At 54.4% G+C, this 17755-nt stretch carries 15 protein-coding genes; 7 read left to right on the top strand and 8 right to left on the bottom strand.

The window, feature by feature from the left end; all coding sequences use genetic code 11:
* Positions 1 to 338 precede the first annotated feature (338 nt).
* Positions 339 to 1421: a hypothetical protein gene (locus V5T82_RS16720; RefSeq protein ID WP_332896813.1), complete on the bottom strand. Its 1083-nt coding sequence runs from the start codon at positions 1419 to 1421 to the stop codon at positions 339 to 341.
* A gap of 161 nt (positions 1422 to 1582) precedes the next feature.
* On the opposite strand from V5T82_RS16720, the gene V5T82_RS16715 reads away from it, so the two are divergent.
* Entirely contained in the window at positions 1583 to 1819 is a 237-nt protein-coding gene (locus V5T82_RS16715; RefSeq protein WP_332896812.1) for a DUF1178 family protein, read from the top strand.
* Between the two features lie 6 nt (positions 1820 to 1825).
* On the opposite strand, the gene V5T82_RS16710 is transcribed toward V5T82_RS16715, so the two are convergent.
* From V5T82_RS16710 to V5T82_RS16700, 3 genes are all read right to left on the bottom strand, one after another.
* Positions 1826 to 2404 carry a DUF924 family protein gene (locus tag V5T82_RS16710; RefSeq protein WP_332896811.1) on the bottom strand — a complete coding sequence of 193 codons (579 nt, stop codon included), beginning with the start codon at positions 2402 to 2404 and terminating at the stop codon, positions 1826 to 1828.
* An 800-nt stretch (positions 2405 to 3204) separates the two neighbouring features.
* On the bottom strand, positions 3205 to 3591 hold the full coding sequence (locus V5T82_RS16705) for a PAS domain-containing protein (protein ID WP_332896810.1): 387 nt from the start codon (positions 3589 to 3591) through the stop codon (positions 3205 to 3207).
* Between the two features lie 81 nt (positions 3592 to 3672).
* The gene (locus V5T82_RS16700; RefSeq protein WP_332896809.1) at positions 3673 to 4941 is read right to left on the bottom strand and encodes a GGDEF domain-containing protein; all 1269 of its coding nucleotides are present in this window, start codon (positions 4939 to 4941) and stop codon (positions 3673 to 3675) included.
* 40 nt (positions 4942 to 4981) lie between these two features.
* Between V5T82_RS16700 and V5T82_RS16695 the strand changes: the two genes are divergently transcribed.
* From V5T82_RS16695 to V5T82_RS16680, 4 genes are all read left to right on the top strand, one after another.
* Positions 4982 to 5365 (top strand): DUF423 domain-containing protein, encoded by a 384-nt coding sequence (locus V5T82_RS16695; RefSeq protein ID WP_332896808.1) that lies wholly within the window; start codon positions 4982 to 4984, stop codon positions 5363 to 5365.
* Positions 5366 to 5469: 104 nt separating this feature from the next.
* Entirely contained in the window at positions 5470 to 5928 is a 459-nt protein-coding gene (locus V5T82_RS16690; protein ID WP_332896807.1) for a MarR family winged helix-turn-helix transcriptional regulator, read from the top strand.
* 114 nt (positions 5929 to 6042) lie between these two features.
* Positions 6043 to 8097 carry a sensor histidine kinase gene (locus tag V5T82_RS16685; RefSeq protein WP_332896806.1) on the top strand — a complete coding sequence of 685 codons (2055 nt, stop codon included), beginning with the start codon at positions 6043 to 6045 and terminating at the stop codon, positions 8095 to 8097.
* Between the two features lie 119 nt (positions 8098 to 8216).
* On the top strand, positions 8217 to 8393 hold the full coding sequence (locus V5T82_RS16680) for a hypothetical protein (RefSeq protein ID WP_332896805.1): 177 nt from the start codon (positions 8217 to 8219) through the stop codon (positions 8391 to 8393).
* A 51-nt stretch (positions 8394 to 8444) separates the two neighbouring features.
* Here V5T82_RS16680 and V5T82_RS16675 read toward each other — a convergent pair whose 3' ends face one another.
* Entirely contained in the window at positions 8445 to 10064 is a 1620-nt protein-coding gene (locus tag V5T82_RS16675) for a SagB/ThcOx family dehydrogenase (protein ID WP_332896804.1), read from the bottom strand.
* Between the two features lie 230 nt (positions 10065 to 10294).
* Here V5T82_RS16675 and V5T82_RS16670 point away from each other — a divergent pair, with 230 nt between their 5' ends.
* The gene (locus tag V5T82_RS16670; RefSeq protein WP_332896803.1) at positions 10295 to 10924 is read left to right on the top strand and encodes a glutathione S-transferase family protein; all 630 of its coding nucleotides are present in this window, start codon (positions 10295 to 10297) and stop codon (positions 10922 to 10924) included.
* Positions 10925 to 10963: 39 nt separating this feature from the next.
* Positions 10964 to 12205 carry a DUF1015 domain-containing protein gene (locus V5T82_RS16665; RefSeq protein WP_332896802.1) on the top strand — a complete coding sequence of 414 codons (1242 nt, stop codon included), beginning with the start codon at positions 10964 to 10966 and terminating at the stop codon, positions 12203 to 12205.
* A gap of 186 nt (positions 12206 to 12391) precedes the next feature.
* Here V5T82_RS16665 and V5T82_RS16660 read toward each other — a convergent pair whose 3' ends face one another.
* From V5T82_RS16660 to V5T82_RS16650, 3 genes are all read right to left on the bottom strand, one after another.
* Positions 12392 to 14998: an ABC transporter substrate-binding protein gene (locus V5T82_RS16660; RefSeq protein WP_332896801.1), complete on the bottom strand. Its 2607-nt coding sequence runs from the start codon at positions 14996 to 14998 to the stop codon at positions 12392 to 12394.
* 235 nt (positions 14999 to 15233) lie between these two features.
* On the bottom strand, positions 15234 to 17063 hold the full coding sequence (locus V5T82_RS16655) for a phosphoenolpyruvate carboxykinase (GTP) (RefSeq protein WP_332896800.1): 1830 nt from the start codon (positions 17061 to 17063) through the stop codon (positions 15234 to 15236).
* Between the two features lie 230 nt (positions 17064 to 17293).
* Positions 17294 to 17686, bottom strand: coding sequence for a hypothetical protein (locus V5T82_RS16650; protein ID WP_332896799.1), 393 nt, complete (start codon positions 17684 to 17686; stop codon positions 17294 to 17296).
* Between the last annotated feature and the right edge of the window lie 69 nt (positions 17687 to 17755).

Raw genomic sequence — 17755 nt, 5'->3', positions numbered from 1 at the left:
TTATCCGAGCGGCCTTTTGGTGCCATTTAAAGATAGTCCGCTGTTATTGAATCAAGCACGTATCGCCCTCACATCTAGCTTTTACGTTTATGAGCGAACCATGAGGCGCAACCACAAGGATGCAGAAGCCTAAAATATTCGTTTAACACTTGCAATGCGCTCTTTTTAGACTTAAATTTTCACTGAAAATCACCATATTCTGCTATAATTCTCTAAATAACAATTTGCTAGGTAGGCAACGACAACATGAGCACATTCTATGAACAGCGTCATACCCTTCAACTTGGTCGCGGCGGCGGTGGTCGTGGCGGTTGACCTTTTGTGACGCTCAAAACACTCTATTGCTTATTTGGCTGCTTAAAAGTCAGTAGAACCTTGTTTCTACCGAGCGGCCTGTTCGGGTTCTCGAAAACCCATTTCCTTGATGTCTGATTAAGCGTATCTCCATCTAAGTGGGGGTTTTTGTTTTCGCATTCGACCACACCAAATGATGTATCGAATTCCACAGAGACTTTCATTTCGCATATGATATCGGGAAGGCTTTTGCTGTAGTCCAACTCATGGTCCATCATCCCCTTTTCGATAAAACGTTGTGCCCACCCTTCCCAAAAATAGCTCACCTTGAATTTGCGACTTTCGTCTTGTGGGATAGCCGGTAAAAAATAGATTGAGTCCCGCCTTTTGCGCTGCGATAAATCATAAGGCAAAATCGCAATGCCATTATTATCATTTGTTAAGTCTGTCGCAGTGACAAACTCACGCCCACTCTTCGTCCAAAACGGTGATACTATTTCAGGAACTTCTGGATCCGCTTCCATATACGTTGACCAGAAATGAAGTGGTTTCTCTTTCGCCATAATTTCATAAGTCTGTGTGAGTATACAATCGCCATTCGCGCGAACCTCTACATCCCATTGGATTTTCTGGAAGATGATCTGAGGAATTTCGTCACCAGGGTATTGCTTATTGGCCAACATCGAAACAATGTCCACGATTTTATCGTAGTTTCGAACGGCATTTTCTTTTTCGGCAACAACTCCGCCATGCTGAAGTATGGCATTGTCGAATTTAGTCTGAAGCGCATTGAGATCTTCCGAACACCGATCCGCATTTTTCGTTAATTCCACAAAGTCCGCACACTTGCCCTGCTCGCAGCCACTACTGCGATACAGGAAATAGAAAAGGACAAGAACAGATAAAATTAAAATGATAAATAGTGACGTAAGGGCCTTAACCCAAAAAAGGTCCATAACATATTTGCCTGCTGATAAGTCTACCCCCGCAGTTGTGGAACCAACCAATAGCTCAGGAATATTTTGAGAAATCCATTCACTGGGCAAAAAACCAATAAATGACCCAAACGATCCAATGACACCCACAATTCCAGCGATCATCAATACGCCTGTCTTAACTTTACTCAAGGTAAGCCCCCCACCGGCAAGCACAATTTATATATGTATGAATATATCACGTTAAACCAAAAGACGATTTGCAAGTCTATAGAAAATAAAGGGGTGCCCTTCACAAACACCCCTTTTCCGACTATATCAGGCCAACATTTTAAACGTGCGAGAGAGCCAGCATGATCACCTACACCCTGATTTGCGACAAAGACCATGAGTTTGCCGAACAGTTCGACAACTACGACGACTGCATGGCGCAGCTGAAGGCCAAGAAGCTTGCGTGCCCGACGTGTGGCTCTAAGGACTTGGTTAAAGGGCTGTCTGCGCCCAACGTCGGCGGTCAGGCTCAGCCGCAAATGCCGTCCTGCCCGGCAGCCGCTGGATGTGCCAATGGGGCCTGTGGTCTGAAGGCTTAAACTGAATTAGAACGACGAATTCGGCTGTGTCAGAAACTCGGTTTCTTCCGGTGTGCTATCGCGGCCCAAGACTTCGTTGCGGTGCGGGAAGCGGCCGAAGCGTTCGATGATGACGTGGTGCTTTTGGGCCCACTCCACACCGTTGCCGCCCAGCTTGGTAAACAAGTCCAAAGACCGTTCCTGGTCGGCCAAGTCTTCGGAGTGTTCGAACGGCAGATAGATAAAGCTGCGCATCACCGGTGCCACTTGTTCATCAAAATCGCGGGCCAAAACCTGCTGCGCGATGCGGCGCGCATGGGCGTCGGCTGCAAACGCTTGGGCCGAACCGCGATAGACATTGCGCGGAAATTGATCCAACGCAATCAATAACGCCACCGCACCCTCAGGGCTCTCCGCCATGTCATCGAGCTTGCCTTGACGCGCATCGATCATGACTTGTTCAAAACGCTGTTTAATTTGGGCATCGAAGTCATCATTTTTTTCAAACCACTTCATCTGCGGCTTGCCGTAATCCGCGTCATCGGGCGCGCCGAACCAAAACGTGAGAATTTCTTCAATCAAATGCGACAGCGTTTTTGGTGACATGTTATCCTCCCAGTGTGTGGGCTTTATATGGGGATTGCGTGCAAATCATTCCACCACTAAGCCATGACAAGGGCATGACCCAAGCGATCACATTTTGATGAAGGTGCGGTGCAATAAGATCTCCCCAGAAATGATGAAACGGAGAAGAGCTCAGCTCTTCCCCGTCATCATCGCCGAAGCTGTTTGGTCTCAAGCCGAAACGCGAAACCAAGCCACTTGGCGAAGCCCTGACCTCAGGCAAAAGGTTCACACCTTCACCGAGGGCTCAAGGCCAACACGAAGTCGCCTTCGCGAGGTCCCACTTGGTCAAAGCGCCGAACCCAGGCGCGACACGGCTTGCGCCGTGTGTGAGATGGGTGGGGAGCTTGCGCTCACCCGCTCACCCCAACCGTCTTATCCATGAGATGTGCGCGAACACACATGGAAAGACTTGAGCGACGTTGCCAGTGCTGCGCTCAAGTGAACAACCGGGAAAGGCCGTCCTTTGAGCGCCGCGCCAAGCACGCCGGGAAGCAAGCTTCCCTCAATCAACGCTCTTGGCGGTCACCCGCTTCGAAGATCCATCTGGAACATCTTGGAGCAAGCCCCGCGACCTTCCCGATTTCTCCCGACCCGTCCCTGCAAGCAGGTCCGTGTCGTGTGTTGATCTGTGAAAATGGTGCCACCCAAATGGCGTGCGAACAACGCTTTGTTTTCCACAAAGGGTGCACCGTCATTGCACTGCAAAAGGCTTTGAAATCGCCTTTTTATGCGCGTGTGCTTATATGCGAATTTAACGATTCAGTGGATAACTGCGCGGATCAAGCACAAAGTTCGCGCACAAAAATCGCCCGCGCGGCCTGCCCTTTGCCCAAATCAAAGTTGCGCCCGGTGATTTCCACTTGCATGGGTGCCCCACTTTTTTTCAAGGCGGTCACTTCATAAGGCGTTTCAGAAAGCATGTTGAGTTGCTTCAATATTTTTTCGATGCTTTCTGGCGGAACGAAAATCCAGGCTTTCGCACCGATGACTTCATCGCGCGCATATTGCGTGATCTCGCAAAACCGCGCATTACAATCCAAGAATTCCGTTTGAAAATGAATAGCAACCCCAATGGCCGGATCATCGCTGAGCTTTTCAGCTGTGATACCCTTCCCTTTGATGAGGTTCGCAACGTGATGAAGATGCGTCTTGCTTTCTAACGTCATAACACACCAATTTAATCATCATTCAAATGGTTTTGAAAGCTTCTAAGGATGGTTCGTCAAGTTTAGGAAACGAGATTACACCTAGATCGACACACGGTTGCGCCCGCCGTCCTTGGCGCGGTACAGCGCTTCATCGGCGGCCTTGAGCGTGTCTTCAGGTGTCTGCCCCTCTTCGCGTCCTGCCGCACCGATGGAAATGGTGACGCTGACCATATTGGAAGGCTGCTTCTTGCTCTTTGCCGCCTGCTTGGCCTTCACCCCTTCGGGTCTGTGGTCAGGGCGGTCTTCGGCGCGCAGCATAAAGGACGAGGCTTCGATGGCTTGGCGCAAACTATCAAGGTGTTTGACGGCATGGTCTGTATCTTTACGCGGGAACAGGACCGTGAACTCCTCCCCACCATAACGAAAGGCCCGTCCGCCCCCGGTGACCGCCATCATGCGCGCCGCCACCATTTTCAGGACTTGATCGCCCACATCGTGACCATAGGTGTCGTTGAACTTTTTGAAGTGATCCACGTCTAACATCGCTACCGTATAGTCACCGCTGAGTGCCAACAAATCGTGCATCAAGGCGCGGCGTCCAGGCAGGTCCGTGAGCTCGTCGATAAAGGCCAAACGATAGCTTTCTTGCGCCACCGCCGCCAACAGCACCACGCCCGCCAAAGAAAACATAATCGCCGACAGCGCCCCGTCACCCGCCGCATGCAGGCCCAAGGCCGATACCGCGACCGCGCCAAACAACCCACCGTCCAGCGCGCCGCCATTCCAAAGAGCCCGCGCCAATAGGCCTAAGCTTGCACTGACAAACAAGATCAGCGCCGGTTGCGGCAACAAAGTCCACTGATCCCAAACCTTGTCGAACGCGCGCAGGTGCAAGATTTCATCGGCCAGCGCATGCGCGCCCGCACCTGCGTCCCAAATCACAATCAAAATTGCAATCTGGACAGAGGCAAACAAAACACGATTGAGCACCCCCACCGACAAAAGCCCGCGGTCGGGTTTGAGCGCAATCAAAACCGCATTGATGGGGAACAGCACGGCCAGTGCCGCATAAACAACCGTCAGACCCGGTTCACGATCATAGATGTTGGTGTCGGCCACAAAGCCCTGCACCACGCCATGGGCCAACGCCACTAGGCCCGCCATCAACACCACACGCGGGCGTTTAAACCAGCCCCCGACAATGGCCGCGATAAAACAAAGTGCATAGGGCAAATAGGCCACTGCGGCACTTAAGGAAAACGGCACAGTGGGTGCGCTCACCGACAAAGCCAATCCACCCGCCAAGATTGCCAGCGGGAACATCAAAATAAAAAGGGCGTTTCTCAAAACCATCATTTGGTGATACATCAGAAACGCTCAAAAATGCGTTAAGAAAAGGGAATGGATCATGAACACCTGGTTGCTTTTAGCTGGCCTCAACGCCGCACTGGCCGTGGCCGCTGGGGCTTATGGCTGGCACAGCTTGGGCGATACGCCCGACATCCGCGACATCTTCATGATGGGTTCGCAATACCAGATGTGGCACGCGCTGGGCTTGATGGGCGTCGGGCTGATGATCCGCACGTCACAACCCGGCTGGCCGACCAAGGCCCTGCACGTGGCCGGGGCAAGCTTCATGCTGGGCATTTTCTTGTTTTCCGGAACGCTTTACAGCTTTGGCGAGCTGATGATTGTCCCCGTCGAAGGCGCGGCACCGTTCGGCGGCGTGTTGTTGATGCTGGGCTGGGTCATTTTGGGCCTTGTCGGCGGGCTGAAGCTAAAACGAACGTAACTTCACATTTTCAAAACAATGCAAAGCTAAACTAACTATGCTTTAATAATAGGGAACTATTTTAATCCATCAGCTTGCATACATATTTCACTGAGGATCAGGTTATGTCCAAGGACCCTGAAAAGTCGCCCACCAATGTTATCAATCATCTGTCGCGTCTATTGACCCAGTCATTGAACGACCAGCTGAAAGAACACGGCGTCGCACCCGGTCAGTTTCCGGTGCTGCTCTGCCTTTGGGAACAAGACGGCCTGACCCAGCGCGAACTGTACGAACGCGTCAAAATCGAACAGGCGACCATGTCCAATACCCTTAAACGTATGGAACGCGACTGCTTGATTTACCGCGAACCCGACCCCAAAGACCGGCGCGCCATGCGCATCCATCTGACCGGGATGGCGCGCGAGCTGGAAGTTAAGCTCACCAAGGGTTCCAAAGCCGTGCACAAAACCGCCTTTGACGGCATCAAGAAAAAAGAGCGCAAGCAGCTCATGGACGTGATGGGCCACATGTCCAAGAACTTAGAAAAGGCCTTAGCGGCGCTTGAGCCAAAAGCCAAGTAACCGTGAGCTTTAAGCGCACGCTGCCGCTTCTGAGTGACAACAGAGGTGTTCCCCTTTAACATTTGAAGGATGCGCAGGCTGGAGCCTGCCAAATGGGGAAAGCCAGAGCTTAACATGTCGCCGAACCGACCTGATCAAAAGCGACCGCGCCCGCACGCAGGTGCGTTTCGTCCCCCGCACGCAAGTGCGTTTCGTCCATGGCACGACATCTCGACGTATGTGGTGAGCACGGCGGCGTTTGTCGGTGTCTTTTTTGTCATTTGGTCCATGAGCTCAGCGCTCAAAATCCAACAAGACTATCAATCCAGCCTGATGGAAAATGCAGGCATTTCCATCAGCGCCGAAATCAGCAGCTTTGTGCGTGAACGCACCCGCCAACTCAACCTATTCGCTGAACAAAACGCCACGCTGCTGTATCACTTTATGCAAAACGGCGAACGCAGCCTGTCGCAGGGCATCTTGGAAAGGTTGCTGAAAAAGCAATATCCCAATCACTTCGCCTTCACCGTGCGCGGGCCGGACGGCGGTCTGTTCCCCGACGATTTTGGCCAGTTCGTCGGCCCCGTGTGTCAGCGCGACATCGAAAGCTTTTGGGACACCCACCACACCGAAGACCTGCTGGACCCCCAGACCTTGGCTGAAGGGTATAAGCCGTTCATCCACCCCATGGCGAACAACTTTCACTTCGACATGATGACCCTATGGAAGATGCCGTCCGGCGAAGACGCCATTTTGTTTGTGAGTTTTTATCCAACCGAAATCATACGTATGATTTCACGCTTTCAACTGCCCGGCCATCGGATCGTGTTGGTGCATTCCGACCGCCCCAACTTGATCGAAATGATGGCCGAAGGCTCGCGCGACCAGTTGGGTGAAAATGTGTTGCTGAGCGACATCGATTTAAAAACAGTAGAACATTCCATCCCGGTGGCACACACCCGGTGGACCATTTTGGTCCTGCCGGAACACGGATTCATAGAAGGCCTCAATGAAGAAATTCATACCCGTGCCCTGTATCAAATTTTGGGCATCGCCCTGTTTTGGATTGTCGCCATGTGGCTGATTTGGCGCGACTTGCAACAGCGCGCGCGCAATGACGCCTTAATCGAAGAACAAACGGAACGCCTGCTCAATTCCCAACAGATCGCGCATGTGGGCTCTTGGGATTGGGACATCCAGACGGGGGCCATCAGCTGGACGGATGAGATCTATCGCATCTTTGGGCGATCCCGCGACGATTTCGGTGCGACATTCGAAAACTTCATGGAATGCATCCATAAAGACGACCGTGAAGCCGTGCAAGCCGCCGTCGATAAAGCGCTGAGAAGTGACGAGCCCTATAAAATCACCCACCGCATCGTGCGTCCAGACGGCTCCGTGGGCTACGCACAGGGCCGTGCCAAGGTCTATCGCGACAAAAACCGCAAACCACTGCGCATGTTGGGCGTGGTCCACGACATTTCTGAGCGCACCCACTTGGACCGCTCAAAGGCCGCGTTCATTGCCGTCATCAGCCACGAGTTGCGCACACCGCTCACGGCGGTGAAGGGCACTTTAGGCTTGCTCGGCGGTGGCGCCTTGGGCCAGTTGTCCGACAAAGCCCAAGACATGTTGGACGTGGCGTCACGCAATGCGGATCGTTTGATCGAACTGGTCAACGACATCTTGGACTTGGAAAAATTGGAATCAGGCAAGATGGAATTCCACTTCCAAGACATCGATCTGGCCGACGTCGTCGTTGAAGGCATCAAAGCCAATGTAGGATTCGCCGCCAAACACGATGTGAAGCTGGACACGTCCGCCACCTTGCCGTCCGCCCATGTCAGCTGTGACCGCGACCGCATCATTCAAGTGATGACCAATTTGCTGTCCAACGCGGTGAAATTCTCAGAAGCGGGGGACGAAGTCATTATCTCCATCGATCTCACCCGCACCTATGCCACGGTCAAAATCCAAGACAACGGCCCCGGCATTCCGGGCAATCTGCGCGACGACATCTTTGATCGCTTCACCCAGGTGGATGCGTCGGATATGCGCTCAAAATCAGGCACCGGTCTGGGGCTGAGCATTTCCAAATCCATCATCGATGCCCACAGCGGCGAAATCCATGTGGACTCCCAAGAAGGTCAAGGCTCAACCTTCTGCTTCACCTTGAAGCGGATCCGCTGATTTTCCCCAAAAATCATAAAATCCAATCCAATCAAGCATTGACCGCAGTGCAACATAGCGCGATATTGCACTATATTACTTTTGAATCACTCTAGTTATGGATTTGGGAAGGACTGACGATGAAAGCAGACGACCACCGCAAAGTTGCCGCTTGGCACCTGAAACAAGCTGAACTGCACGAAGCCAGCGGCGATTACGCCTGTGGCTGCCCGGCCAACGAAGAAAACGGAAAAATCATCGAAATCGTCGATTCCGGCGTCATCGAAGAAGATTTGTCTTGCTCCTTGGCTGGCTAAGCCTCACCCCCGAGCATTGATTTAAAGGGCTGCCCCAACCGGGCGGCCCTTTTATGTTTGACGATCGTTTAAATGCGCATACGGTGGTGCGGTTTTGAGGCGCTGGTCTTCAATGGGCCCGCCGACGGTGAAGTGATAAAGCGTCTGCCACGGCGCATCTTCGCCCGTGTCCAAGCCAATTAAGCGGTGCACATCATCGTCGAAGAAGCACCCGATTCCGGTGCCGCGCACGCCCGAAGCCTCGGCCTCCAGATACAGAACTTGGCCGATCAGCCCCGCTTCCCAATGCAGCCTGCGCCACGCCCACGCGCCCTCTGTGTCCATGGCGGCGCCCAGCGCGCCTAACATGCCCAAACTGAACGCGCCGCGCCCGGCGATGCCTTGATAGCAGCTGAGTTGCGACGCGGTCTTGCGATAGTCCCCCGGCACGTCCAAAGCCCAAAGCGGCAAGGCTGTGTCTGCGACCTTGTCCCACTTGAAATCCGGCGCATCACACGCCCGGCGAAAATTGTCGAAGGTGTCCACGTTGCGCACCAACAGATAAAGCCCCGGCTCATACCCTTCCACGTCATGCACAAAAATCAGCAGATTGATCGCAGGCGCATAGGGCAGCACGGCCAGCGGCCCGCCTTCGCCCTGGGGCAGCGTGCGCGCCAAGGTACGTTCGAAGTCCGCCCGTGTCATACCCGTTTTGGCGTCCATGCGCTGGGCGCTGCGTCTTTGACGGATTAAATCTGTTGCATTGCCCGCATCTGATGGGGGTATCTCCACATGTTCCTGCGCCCCATAAGACGGCAACGCGGCTGTGTCCGGTTTGTGCAGGCTAGGAATGACCTGGGTGATTTGCGGCCACGCCACACGCTCTTGGCTTGCGACGCTGGCCTGCCCCGCCCAATCGCTGAGCGCTTGCGCGACATCTTCCCAAGGGAAAGCGCCTTCGGGGCGATCGCCGATAAAGGCGCAAACGTCCGCCAATTCCGGCTCCGCCTCACCAAAGTCTTTCAGACCCATCAGCGCGGCCAATAGATCGTCCCCCGGTGCACCGTCCACAGACACACCCCAGCCCAACACGCCGCCCGCAAAACTCAGTGCGCCCAAAGCGTGCCCCACATCCAACTGGCAATAGCGCAGTGCCCGCGCGCCGTACTTCCATTCTTCGCGCCACGTGATGGTGGACAGCATCACCGCGCCATAGGTTTTGGGATGCGCCGTGGAAAGCTCTTCGGCCAAACCCTCCTCCAGCCGGGCGCGGCGTTCCAACACATGATCAAGGGCGTTGTAGTGATACAGCCCCGGCGTGACGCCTTCGCACCTTTGCCACACCAACACGTAACCTTCGGTGGGGTGCAGATTTCCGCTGGACGGATTGTTGCGCAACGCCCAACGGTCGGGCCCCGCCTCTTTCCACGCGCTTAAACCCAGCGCCAGTTCCAAAAACAAACCCAGGCCGTTTACATCAAACGGCTGGCTGGGCGCGGCGCCCGATTGGTACAGCTGATCATAATCGGCCAAGTCCTCACCCGACACCAAAGGCAGTTTGATGCGTTCAGCCCCCACAAAGCGGCGGAACGGATCGGGCTGGCTGTCCCAATCCAAAAACCCCGGCGACGGCGCATAGGCCTCGGTCGTGTGCTTGGTGATTTGGTGGTAGTGGCGAACGGTTTTGATCATGGTGTTTCCCGGCTGATGAAACTTTCAAATCCTCAAGCAATTCCCGCACCAGAGATTTTGACCAGAATATAGCGATTTTGGGCGGGCCGTCCTGTCACTTAACACACACTTGTGACATTGGTGACAAGTCCGCAACCGTCAAACGCCCGGTTTTCCCCGGTTTTCCATAGATTTGAAGTGGCATCGCCCTTGCTTCTCATCCCCACAGACAACAGCGGAGCACCTCACCCATGATGGATTTCTACATGACACCGGGATCGTGTTCGACGGGCATTCATATTTTGCTCGAAGAACTGGATTTACTCTTCAGCGCCCACGTTTTGAGCCTGCCCGCAGGCGATCAGAATACGCCGGAATACTTGGCCGTAAACCCCAAAGGCACGATCCCCGCACTGGTGCTGGACGACGGCACGGTGCTGTCGGAATTTCAGGCCATCGCCTGGTGGCTGGCCCTGGCCCACCCCAAGGCCGGACTGCTGCCCGAAGACATCACCAAACAGGCTGAAGTGTTGGAGGTCATGAGCTACGCCGTGTCCACCATCCACATGCAAGGCTTCACCCGCATTTTCACGACCGAGCGCTACATTTCGCGCGAACAAGACCGCGCCGTCGTCGAAGCCCAAGGCCGCCAGTTGATCGCAAAAGGCTTCAACATCGTGGCGCAAAAGCTTGAACAATCCCCCAGCGGCTATGTCACCGACGCGTTCTCCATCGCCGACGCCGCCCTGTTTTATGTGGAATTTTGGGCCACGCGCACCGACATCAAACTGCCCGACGCCTGCCAAAAACACTTCGACAAAATGTGCACCCGTCCCGTGGTGCAACGGGTATTGATGGAGGAAGGCTACCGCCTCTCCTAAACCTATGTATAATCGGGCAACCACAAGGGGGAGATACTGATGACCGATTCTTTGCTCAAACCTTTCCGTGCTCTGCGTCCCGCCGAAGGCCGCGAAGCCGAAATCGTCGCGCCACCTTATGATGTGATGAACACGCAAGAAGCCCGTGAAATGGCCGATGGCAAGCCCTGGAGCTTCTTGCATGTGTCGCGTGCAGAAATCGATTTGAGCGAAGACACCGATCCCTACAGCGCAGCTGTTTACGCCAAGGCGGGCGAAAACCTGAAAAAGATGATCAATGCAGGCCTTCTGGTGCGCGAAGACACACCGCACTATTACGTCTACCGCGCGACCATGGGCGCGCATGTGCAAACCGGCATCGTCGGCGGCGCCAGTGTGAAGGCCTATGAAGAAAACCGCATCAAAAAGCATGAGCTCACCCGCCCCACCAAAGAAGACGACCGGGTCAATCAAATCGAAGCGGTGAACGCGCAAACCGGTCCGGTGTTTTTGACCTATCGCGCCAACGCGGACTTAGCCGCGATTTATGCCGACGTCACGGCGGGCGCGCCTTTGTTGGAAGCCCAGCACGGCGACGGCGTTGTGCACCAAGTTTGGGGGGTGGGCGATGAAGACACCGTGGCCCGCATCTTAGACATCTTCACGCAAATGGACGCGCTCTATGTTGCCGACGGCCACCACCGCAGCGCGGCTGCCCTGCGTGTTGCCGCCAACCGTCGCACCGACAACGCCGACCCGGACGCCTCGTATGAGAGTTTCCTCACCGTCAGTTTCCCCGACGACGAAGTGATGATCTTGGACTACAACCGTGTGGTCAAAGACTTAAACGGATTGGACACGGCGGCGTTCCTCACCAAACTTGAAGACGCCTTTGACATCACCGCATCGGACACACCCGTCGGCCCCAAAGGCCCGGCCACCTTCGGCCTATATGTGGATGGCCGCTGGTTTAAGCTGGCCCTGAAAAACCCACCCGCCGCAAACGCCGACCCGGTGGACCGCCTGGACGTCAGCTTGCTCACCGATCATATCTTGGCACCCCTGTTGGGCATCGGCGACCCCCGCACGGACGCCCGCATCGACTTCGTCGGCGGTGCGCGAGGCCTGGAAGGTCTGGAAAAACGCGTCGAAAGCGGCGAGTGGGCCTGCGCCTTTTCCATGTACCCCACCAGCCTAGCCGACCTCATGGCCGTCGCCGACGCCAACAAAATCATGCCGCCAAAATCCACGTGGTTCGAACCGAAACTGGCGGATGGGTTGGTGTCGTTGGTTTTGGATTAACCGCAGAACATTGATCAATAAAAAACCGTCACCCCGGACTTGATCTGGGGTCCAGGGGCTGTCAGGCACAACTTTCAAAGCGCCCTAGCTTCAAGCGTGACTCCATCTTCCCACTTTCGCGGGAATGACAGCGTGAGGTCTATATCCTTATTTCGCCCGGCATTTACCAAACCTCAGGCGCGACGCTCAAACGCGCGAAGTCCGTTCGGCGGGGAAGGTCATCGTGATGGATGTGCCTTCGCCCTTGGCGCTGACAATGTCGAATTGTCCGCCATGGAGCTCCACCAAGTTCATGGTCAACGGCAAACCCAGACCGGTGCCTTCGTGTTTGCGGTCAAGACCGGAATCCGCTTGGCCGAATTGGCTCTTGGCTTTCATCAATTCCTCGGGCGTCATGCCAACGCCTGTGTCCTTGACCAAGATTTGAACCTCATCATTTTCAGACAAGCCTGCGGATATAATGACCTCGCCACCATCGGGGGTAAATTTCACCGCATTGCTCAACAAGTTGATCAAAATTTGTTTCAGTCGGCGCATGTCCGCTTTCAGCATAGGCAAATCCAGCGTTTCATCACGCACCAGTTTCACACGTTCTTTGTCTGCGCGTGGGCGGACCAAGCGAACGGATGAATCGATGGCGTCTTGGACAGAAATGACCTCTTCGTGAAGCGACAACTTGCCCGCTTCGATGGCGGACACGTCCAAGATATCGTTGATCAAGTCCAAAAGGTGCTCGCCAGACCGCAAGATATCCCCTGCGTATTCCGGATACTTTTCATTTTCAATGGGGCCAAAGACCTCATCGCGGATTGTATTGGAAAAGCCGATGATGGCATTCAAGGGGGTGCGCAACTCGTGGCTCATGTTCGCCAGCAATTCCGATTTCGCCCGGTTTGCGACATGAGCATGTTCCATGGCCGTGCGGATTTTCTCCTCGGCAACTCGACGATGGGTAATGTCTTCGTGCATGGCGACAAAGTGCGTGATTTCGTCGTCGTTGTCGCGCACGGGTGAAATCGAAATCGCCGCCCAAAAAATTTTCCCGTTTTTGCGCCGGTCTTTAATTTCGCCGCGCCATTCTCGGCCAGACATAATGGTTTGCCAGAGCTCTTGATACACGTCTATGGGCGTATCCCCAGATTTGATGAGGCTGGGTTTTTGGCCCAAAGCTTCGGCAGCGCCGTATCCCGTCAGCTCTGTAAACTTGGGGTTTGTGTATTGGATAATGCCGTTCAAGTTTGTGATGAAGATCATGTTGGGGCTTTGTTCAACAGCGCGCGAGAACAGGCGCAACTGTTCAAGCGTATCCTTATGCCGTGCAATTTCATCTTTGAGATCGGCGGTGCGGGTTTCGATGCGCTGTTCGAGCTCTTTGTTCATCAGCTCCAATTCTTGCTCGGCTTGTTTGCGCGCTGTGGCATCTTCATAGACCGCAACCAGCTCGCCATTGGGCAGTTTATAAATATAATTTTCCCGCCAACCCGAAATGCGCTCATCGTCATAAAAGCCGAGCGGAAAGTGTTCCGGTTTTCCGGTCCGCCAAACCCGTTCAAATACATCCAACAACCCAAAGTCTTCCACACCGGGGAACACCTCGGTCACGCGTTTGCCAATAAGCTGATCGCGTGAAACGTTTTCAATGCGCTCGCCACCTTTGTTAAAATTGGTGAACACAAAGTCTTTGCCCCCATCAACCGCGCGGTAGACAGCAACCCCATTGTGCATGTTTTCAAACAGTTCACGAAATTGGACATCCTTGATGCGCACATGGCGCCACCAATATATGTAGCCAACGCCGAACACCATGATCGTCAACAAAAGGCCGACAACAACGCTTGCGGACCTATGGAATTGCTCTTCAAGGGCTTCATGGGCCGAAATGACAAACTCTGTGTGTTTCGGTGCCTCTTTCAGCAACCCATTTTGCCACAGCGTATGACCAATGCGTTCCCACCGCTGTGGATTGACATTTCCGGCCTGGATGGTGGGAAACAACATGATGGCAGAGATTTCTTTTGCCAAAAATCGGTTGTAAGTCTCGGCGTCTTCAAGAGGAAGGTGGCGTTTAAGTTTGGTCGAGATGTGTTCAATGAGTTCGCTTTTATTTTGAAGGGCGTATTCCCAGCCTTGATTTGTGGCTTTTACAAACGCATCGACGGCTTGCAAATTATCTTTGGCCCAAGTGGTTTCAACCACCAAGGAATCCCCATAAAAATCGGCCCCATAGGCCGAAGGATGCAAGCGCATAAAGTCTAGCCCGGACTGTCTTGCCGCCCACAAGGATGATAAGGCATAGACCGGCAGTGCATCGATACTGCCGTTTTCCAGTTCATTGAGATAATCGTGGGCTGAACGATCGGCGGAAAGCTCTACACGTTTTATGCTTGATGGGGCAACGCCTTCAATGCGCAACATCGCATCAACTTCAACGTCGATCAGTGGGTCAACACCTGATGCCAGTTTCTTGTCCACCAAATCACTGGGGCCGCGAATGCCTGCGTTTCTTTTGACAAACACTTCAACGGGGCTGTGTTGGAAGTAAGACGCAATGACCGATAAGTCCGCCCCGTTTTCACGGGCGAGCAAGACATCGGCGGCACCGATACCAAAATGCGCACGGCCTGCAGAGACCTCTTCAAGGGCGTTCACGCGTGCGCCGGTTTCGAACGCAGAGCGGATTTCAACGTCCAAGCCCGCATCCTTGTAATAGCCCTGCCATAGGGCTGCGTAATACCCGGCGAATTGAAACTGATGATCCCAGCGCAGCTGAAGGACCACGCGTTCTGCCGCCAAACTTTGGCCTCCGGCGAATATCAGAAGGCTAACTACAACGAGGAAGGAGACAATTCGAGAGCGTATGAGCAAGATGGTTGGTCCAGGGGGGGGAAATCAAGCGTCCGGTGTGATCCCTAATCCTATAGAATGTATGCATGGGATCATAGGTTTCATAGTATTTTCTGCATACGCAAACAAAAACCGCCGCCCCGTTTCCCGGGCGGCGGTTTTTGTTTGCGCGAAAGTGCTGAGCTTATCCCGGCATTTTCCAAACATCAGGTGCGTCGTTCAAACGACCGATTTGCGCTTGGCGTTGGGCTTCCATTTCTTTGGGAAGCTTGTCGCCGAACTTGTCGAACAAGTTGACTTGGTCTTGGGCGTCCGCCATGGCGCCCGCTTTGTCGACTTCCATCAGGTGTTCGAACGTGTCCTTGGTGAAGTCCAAGCCGTCCCAGGTGATGTCGTCGTGTTGCGGCATTAGACCCAGCGGGCTTTCGACCGCGCCTTCGGCTTTGCCGTTCACACGATCCACAATCCATTTGAGCACGCGCATATTTTGACCGAAGCCCGGCCACATAAACTTGCCGTTTTCATCTTTGCGGAACCAGTTCACGCGGAAGATGGCCGGCGGGTTGGAGATCTTCGTGCCGAAGTCCACCCAGTGTTGCCAGTAATCACCCATGTTGTAGCCGCAAAACGGCAACATGGCGAACGGGTCACGGCGAATAGACGCTTGGCCGACCGCAGCAGCGGTGGCTTCGGAGCCCATGGTCGCGGCCATGTACACACCGTGGTTCCAATCGAACGCTTGGTATGCCAGCGGGAAAGTTTTGGACAAACGACCGCCAAAGATGAACGCGGAGATGGGAACACCTTTGGGGTCTTCCCAAGCCGGGTCGATGGACGGGCATTGGCCGGCCGGTGCGGTGAAGCGCGCGTTCGGATGCGACGCGGGCGTTTCACTGTCGGGCGTCCAGTCATTGCCTTTCCAGTCGATGGCATGGGCCGGCGCGTCGGACATGTCTTCCCACCACACATCGCCATCGTCGGTTTCGGCGACGTTGGTGTAGATGCAGTTTTCGGTCAGCGAGTTCATCGCCGACGGGTTGGATTTCATGGACGTACCCGGGGCCACACCGAAGTAGCCGTATTCGGGGTTGATGGCGTACAAGCGCCCATCGTCACCCGGTTTGATCCAGGCGATATCATCACCCACGGTCCAGACTTTCCAGCCTTCGAACCCTGCGGGCGGGATCAACATGGCCAGGTTGGTTTTGCCACACGCAGACGGGAACGCCGCCGCAACGTAGGTTTTTTCACCTTCGGGGCTTTCCAGACCGACGATCAGCATGTGCTCAGCCAACCAGCCTTCGTCGCGTGCCATGGCAGAAGCAATGCGCAGCGCAAAACATTTTTTGCCCAACAGGGCGTTGCCGCCGTAACCCGAGCCAAAGGACCAGATTTCACGAGTTTCGGGATAGTGAACGATGTATTTTTCCGCGTTGCACGGCCACTGCACGTCGTCTTGACCTTCAGCCAACGGCGCGCCAACAGAGTGCACGCAAGGAACGAATTCGCCGTCTGCGCCCAACACGTCCAAAACTTTGGAGCCCATGCGCGTCATAATGCGCATGTTCACAGCCGCGTAGGCGCTGTCGGTCAACTGCACGCCGATGTGCGCGATGGGCGAACCCAGCGGGCCCATGGAAAACGGAACCACATACATGGTGCGACCGGCCATACAGCCGTCGAAAAAGCCGTTGAGCTTTTCGCGCATGTCCGCAGGGGCCATCCAGTTGTTGGTGGGGCCGGCGTCCTCTTCTTTTTCAGAACAGATAAACGTGCGGTCTTCGACGCGCGCAACGTCGGAGGGGTCTGAACACGCGAGATAGCTGTTGGGACGTTTTTCGTCGTTCAGCTTCTTCAGCGTACCCGCGTCCACCATCTCTGCGCACAGGCGGTCGTACTCTTCTTGAGAACCGTCGCACCAGTGAATGGCTGCTGGTTTGGTTAAGGCTGCGATCTCTTCGACCCAGGCCTTGAGTTTCGCATTTGCGGTGGGCGCTTCCGCAGTGTTGAGCATGGTGGGAGGTCCTTCTAAACGTGAACTGTTACCTCGTTGAGGGGCGTCTAGACTAGCCAACGAAGCGGCTGCGTCAAATTTTTTGTGCGGGTGCGAAAAGCCCTTTGACTCCAAGTGCTTATCAAGCGATTAGCGAAAGTTCCCCACAGGTTCCGAAACAAAACCGTAAAAAAACTGCTCAAACGGACTATGGGACGACAGGATTCGTCCCAGAGTTCATCCGTGACGTACTATTGTATGGACGGTTTGGACGCGGACTTGTCGGTCTCTTTAGCATCCGATTTAGCGATGCGCACGCGATAGCGCGACGGGACCGAGCGATCCAAATCGTCCAATTGGGTCGTCAGCGTGGAGATTTGGGCTTTCATCGCCCCCATCACCTTGGTGTGGTCGTTGAGACGCTGTTCCAGTCCCGCTTGGACGTTATCTTGGCGTTGCGAAGCGCGATAGGTTTTGCTCACCACAGCATCAAGCTCACGCAGCTGTTCACGCAGACCCGTGACCTGGGAGCGAATGAACTGATCGTTTTGCGATTGCACTTTTTTGACAATGTCACTGGTCAGCCACAGGGCAACCATGGCGACAAAAAAAGCGATTACGGCGAGAACGGTAGCAAAAGCCATAAGGCACCCAAGAGACGGTCAATGGTTAAACAATACGTGTCTAAAAACGTCCGAATCTGCGTCCGGTTG

Source organism: Magnetovibrio sp. PR-2, from assembly GCF_036689815.1.
Lineage (GTDB): Bacteria > Pseudomonadota > Alphaproteobacteria > Rhodospirillales > Magnetovibrionaceae > Magnetovibrio.
Note: the sequence above shows the minus strand (reverse complement) of the source record. Positions and strands in the feature narration are given on the sequence as shown.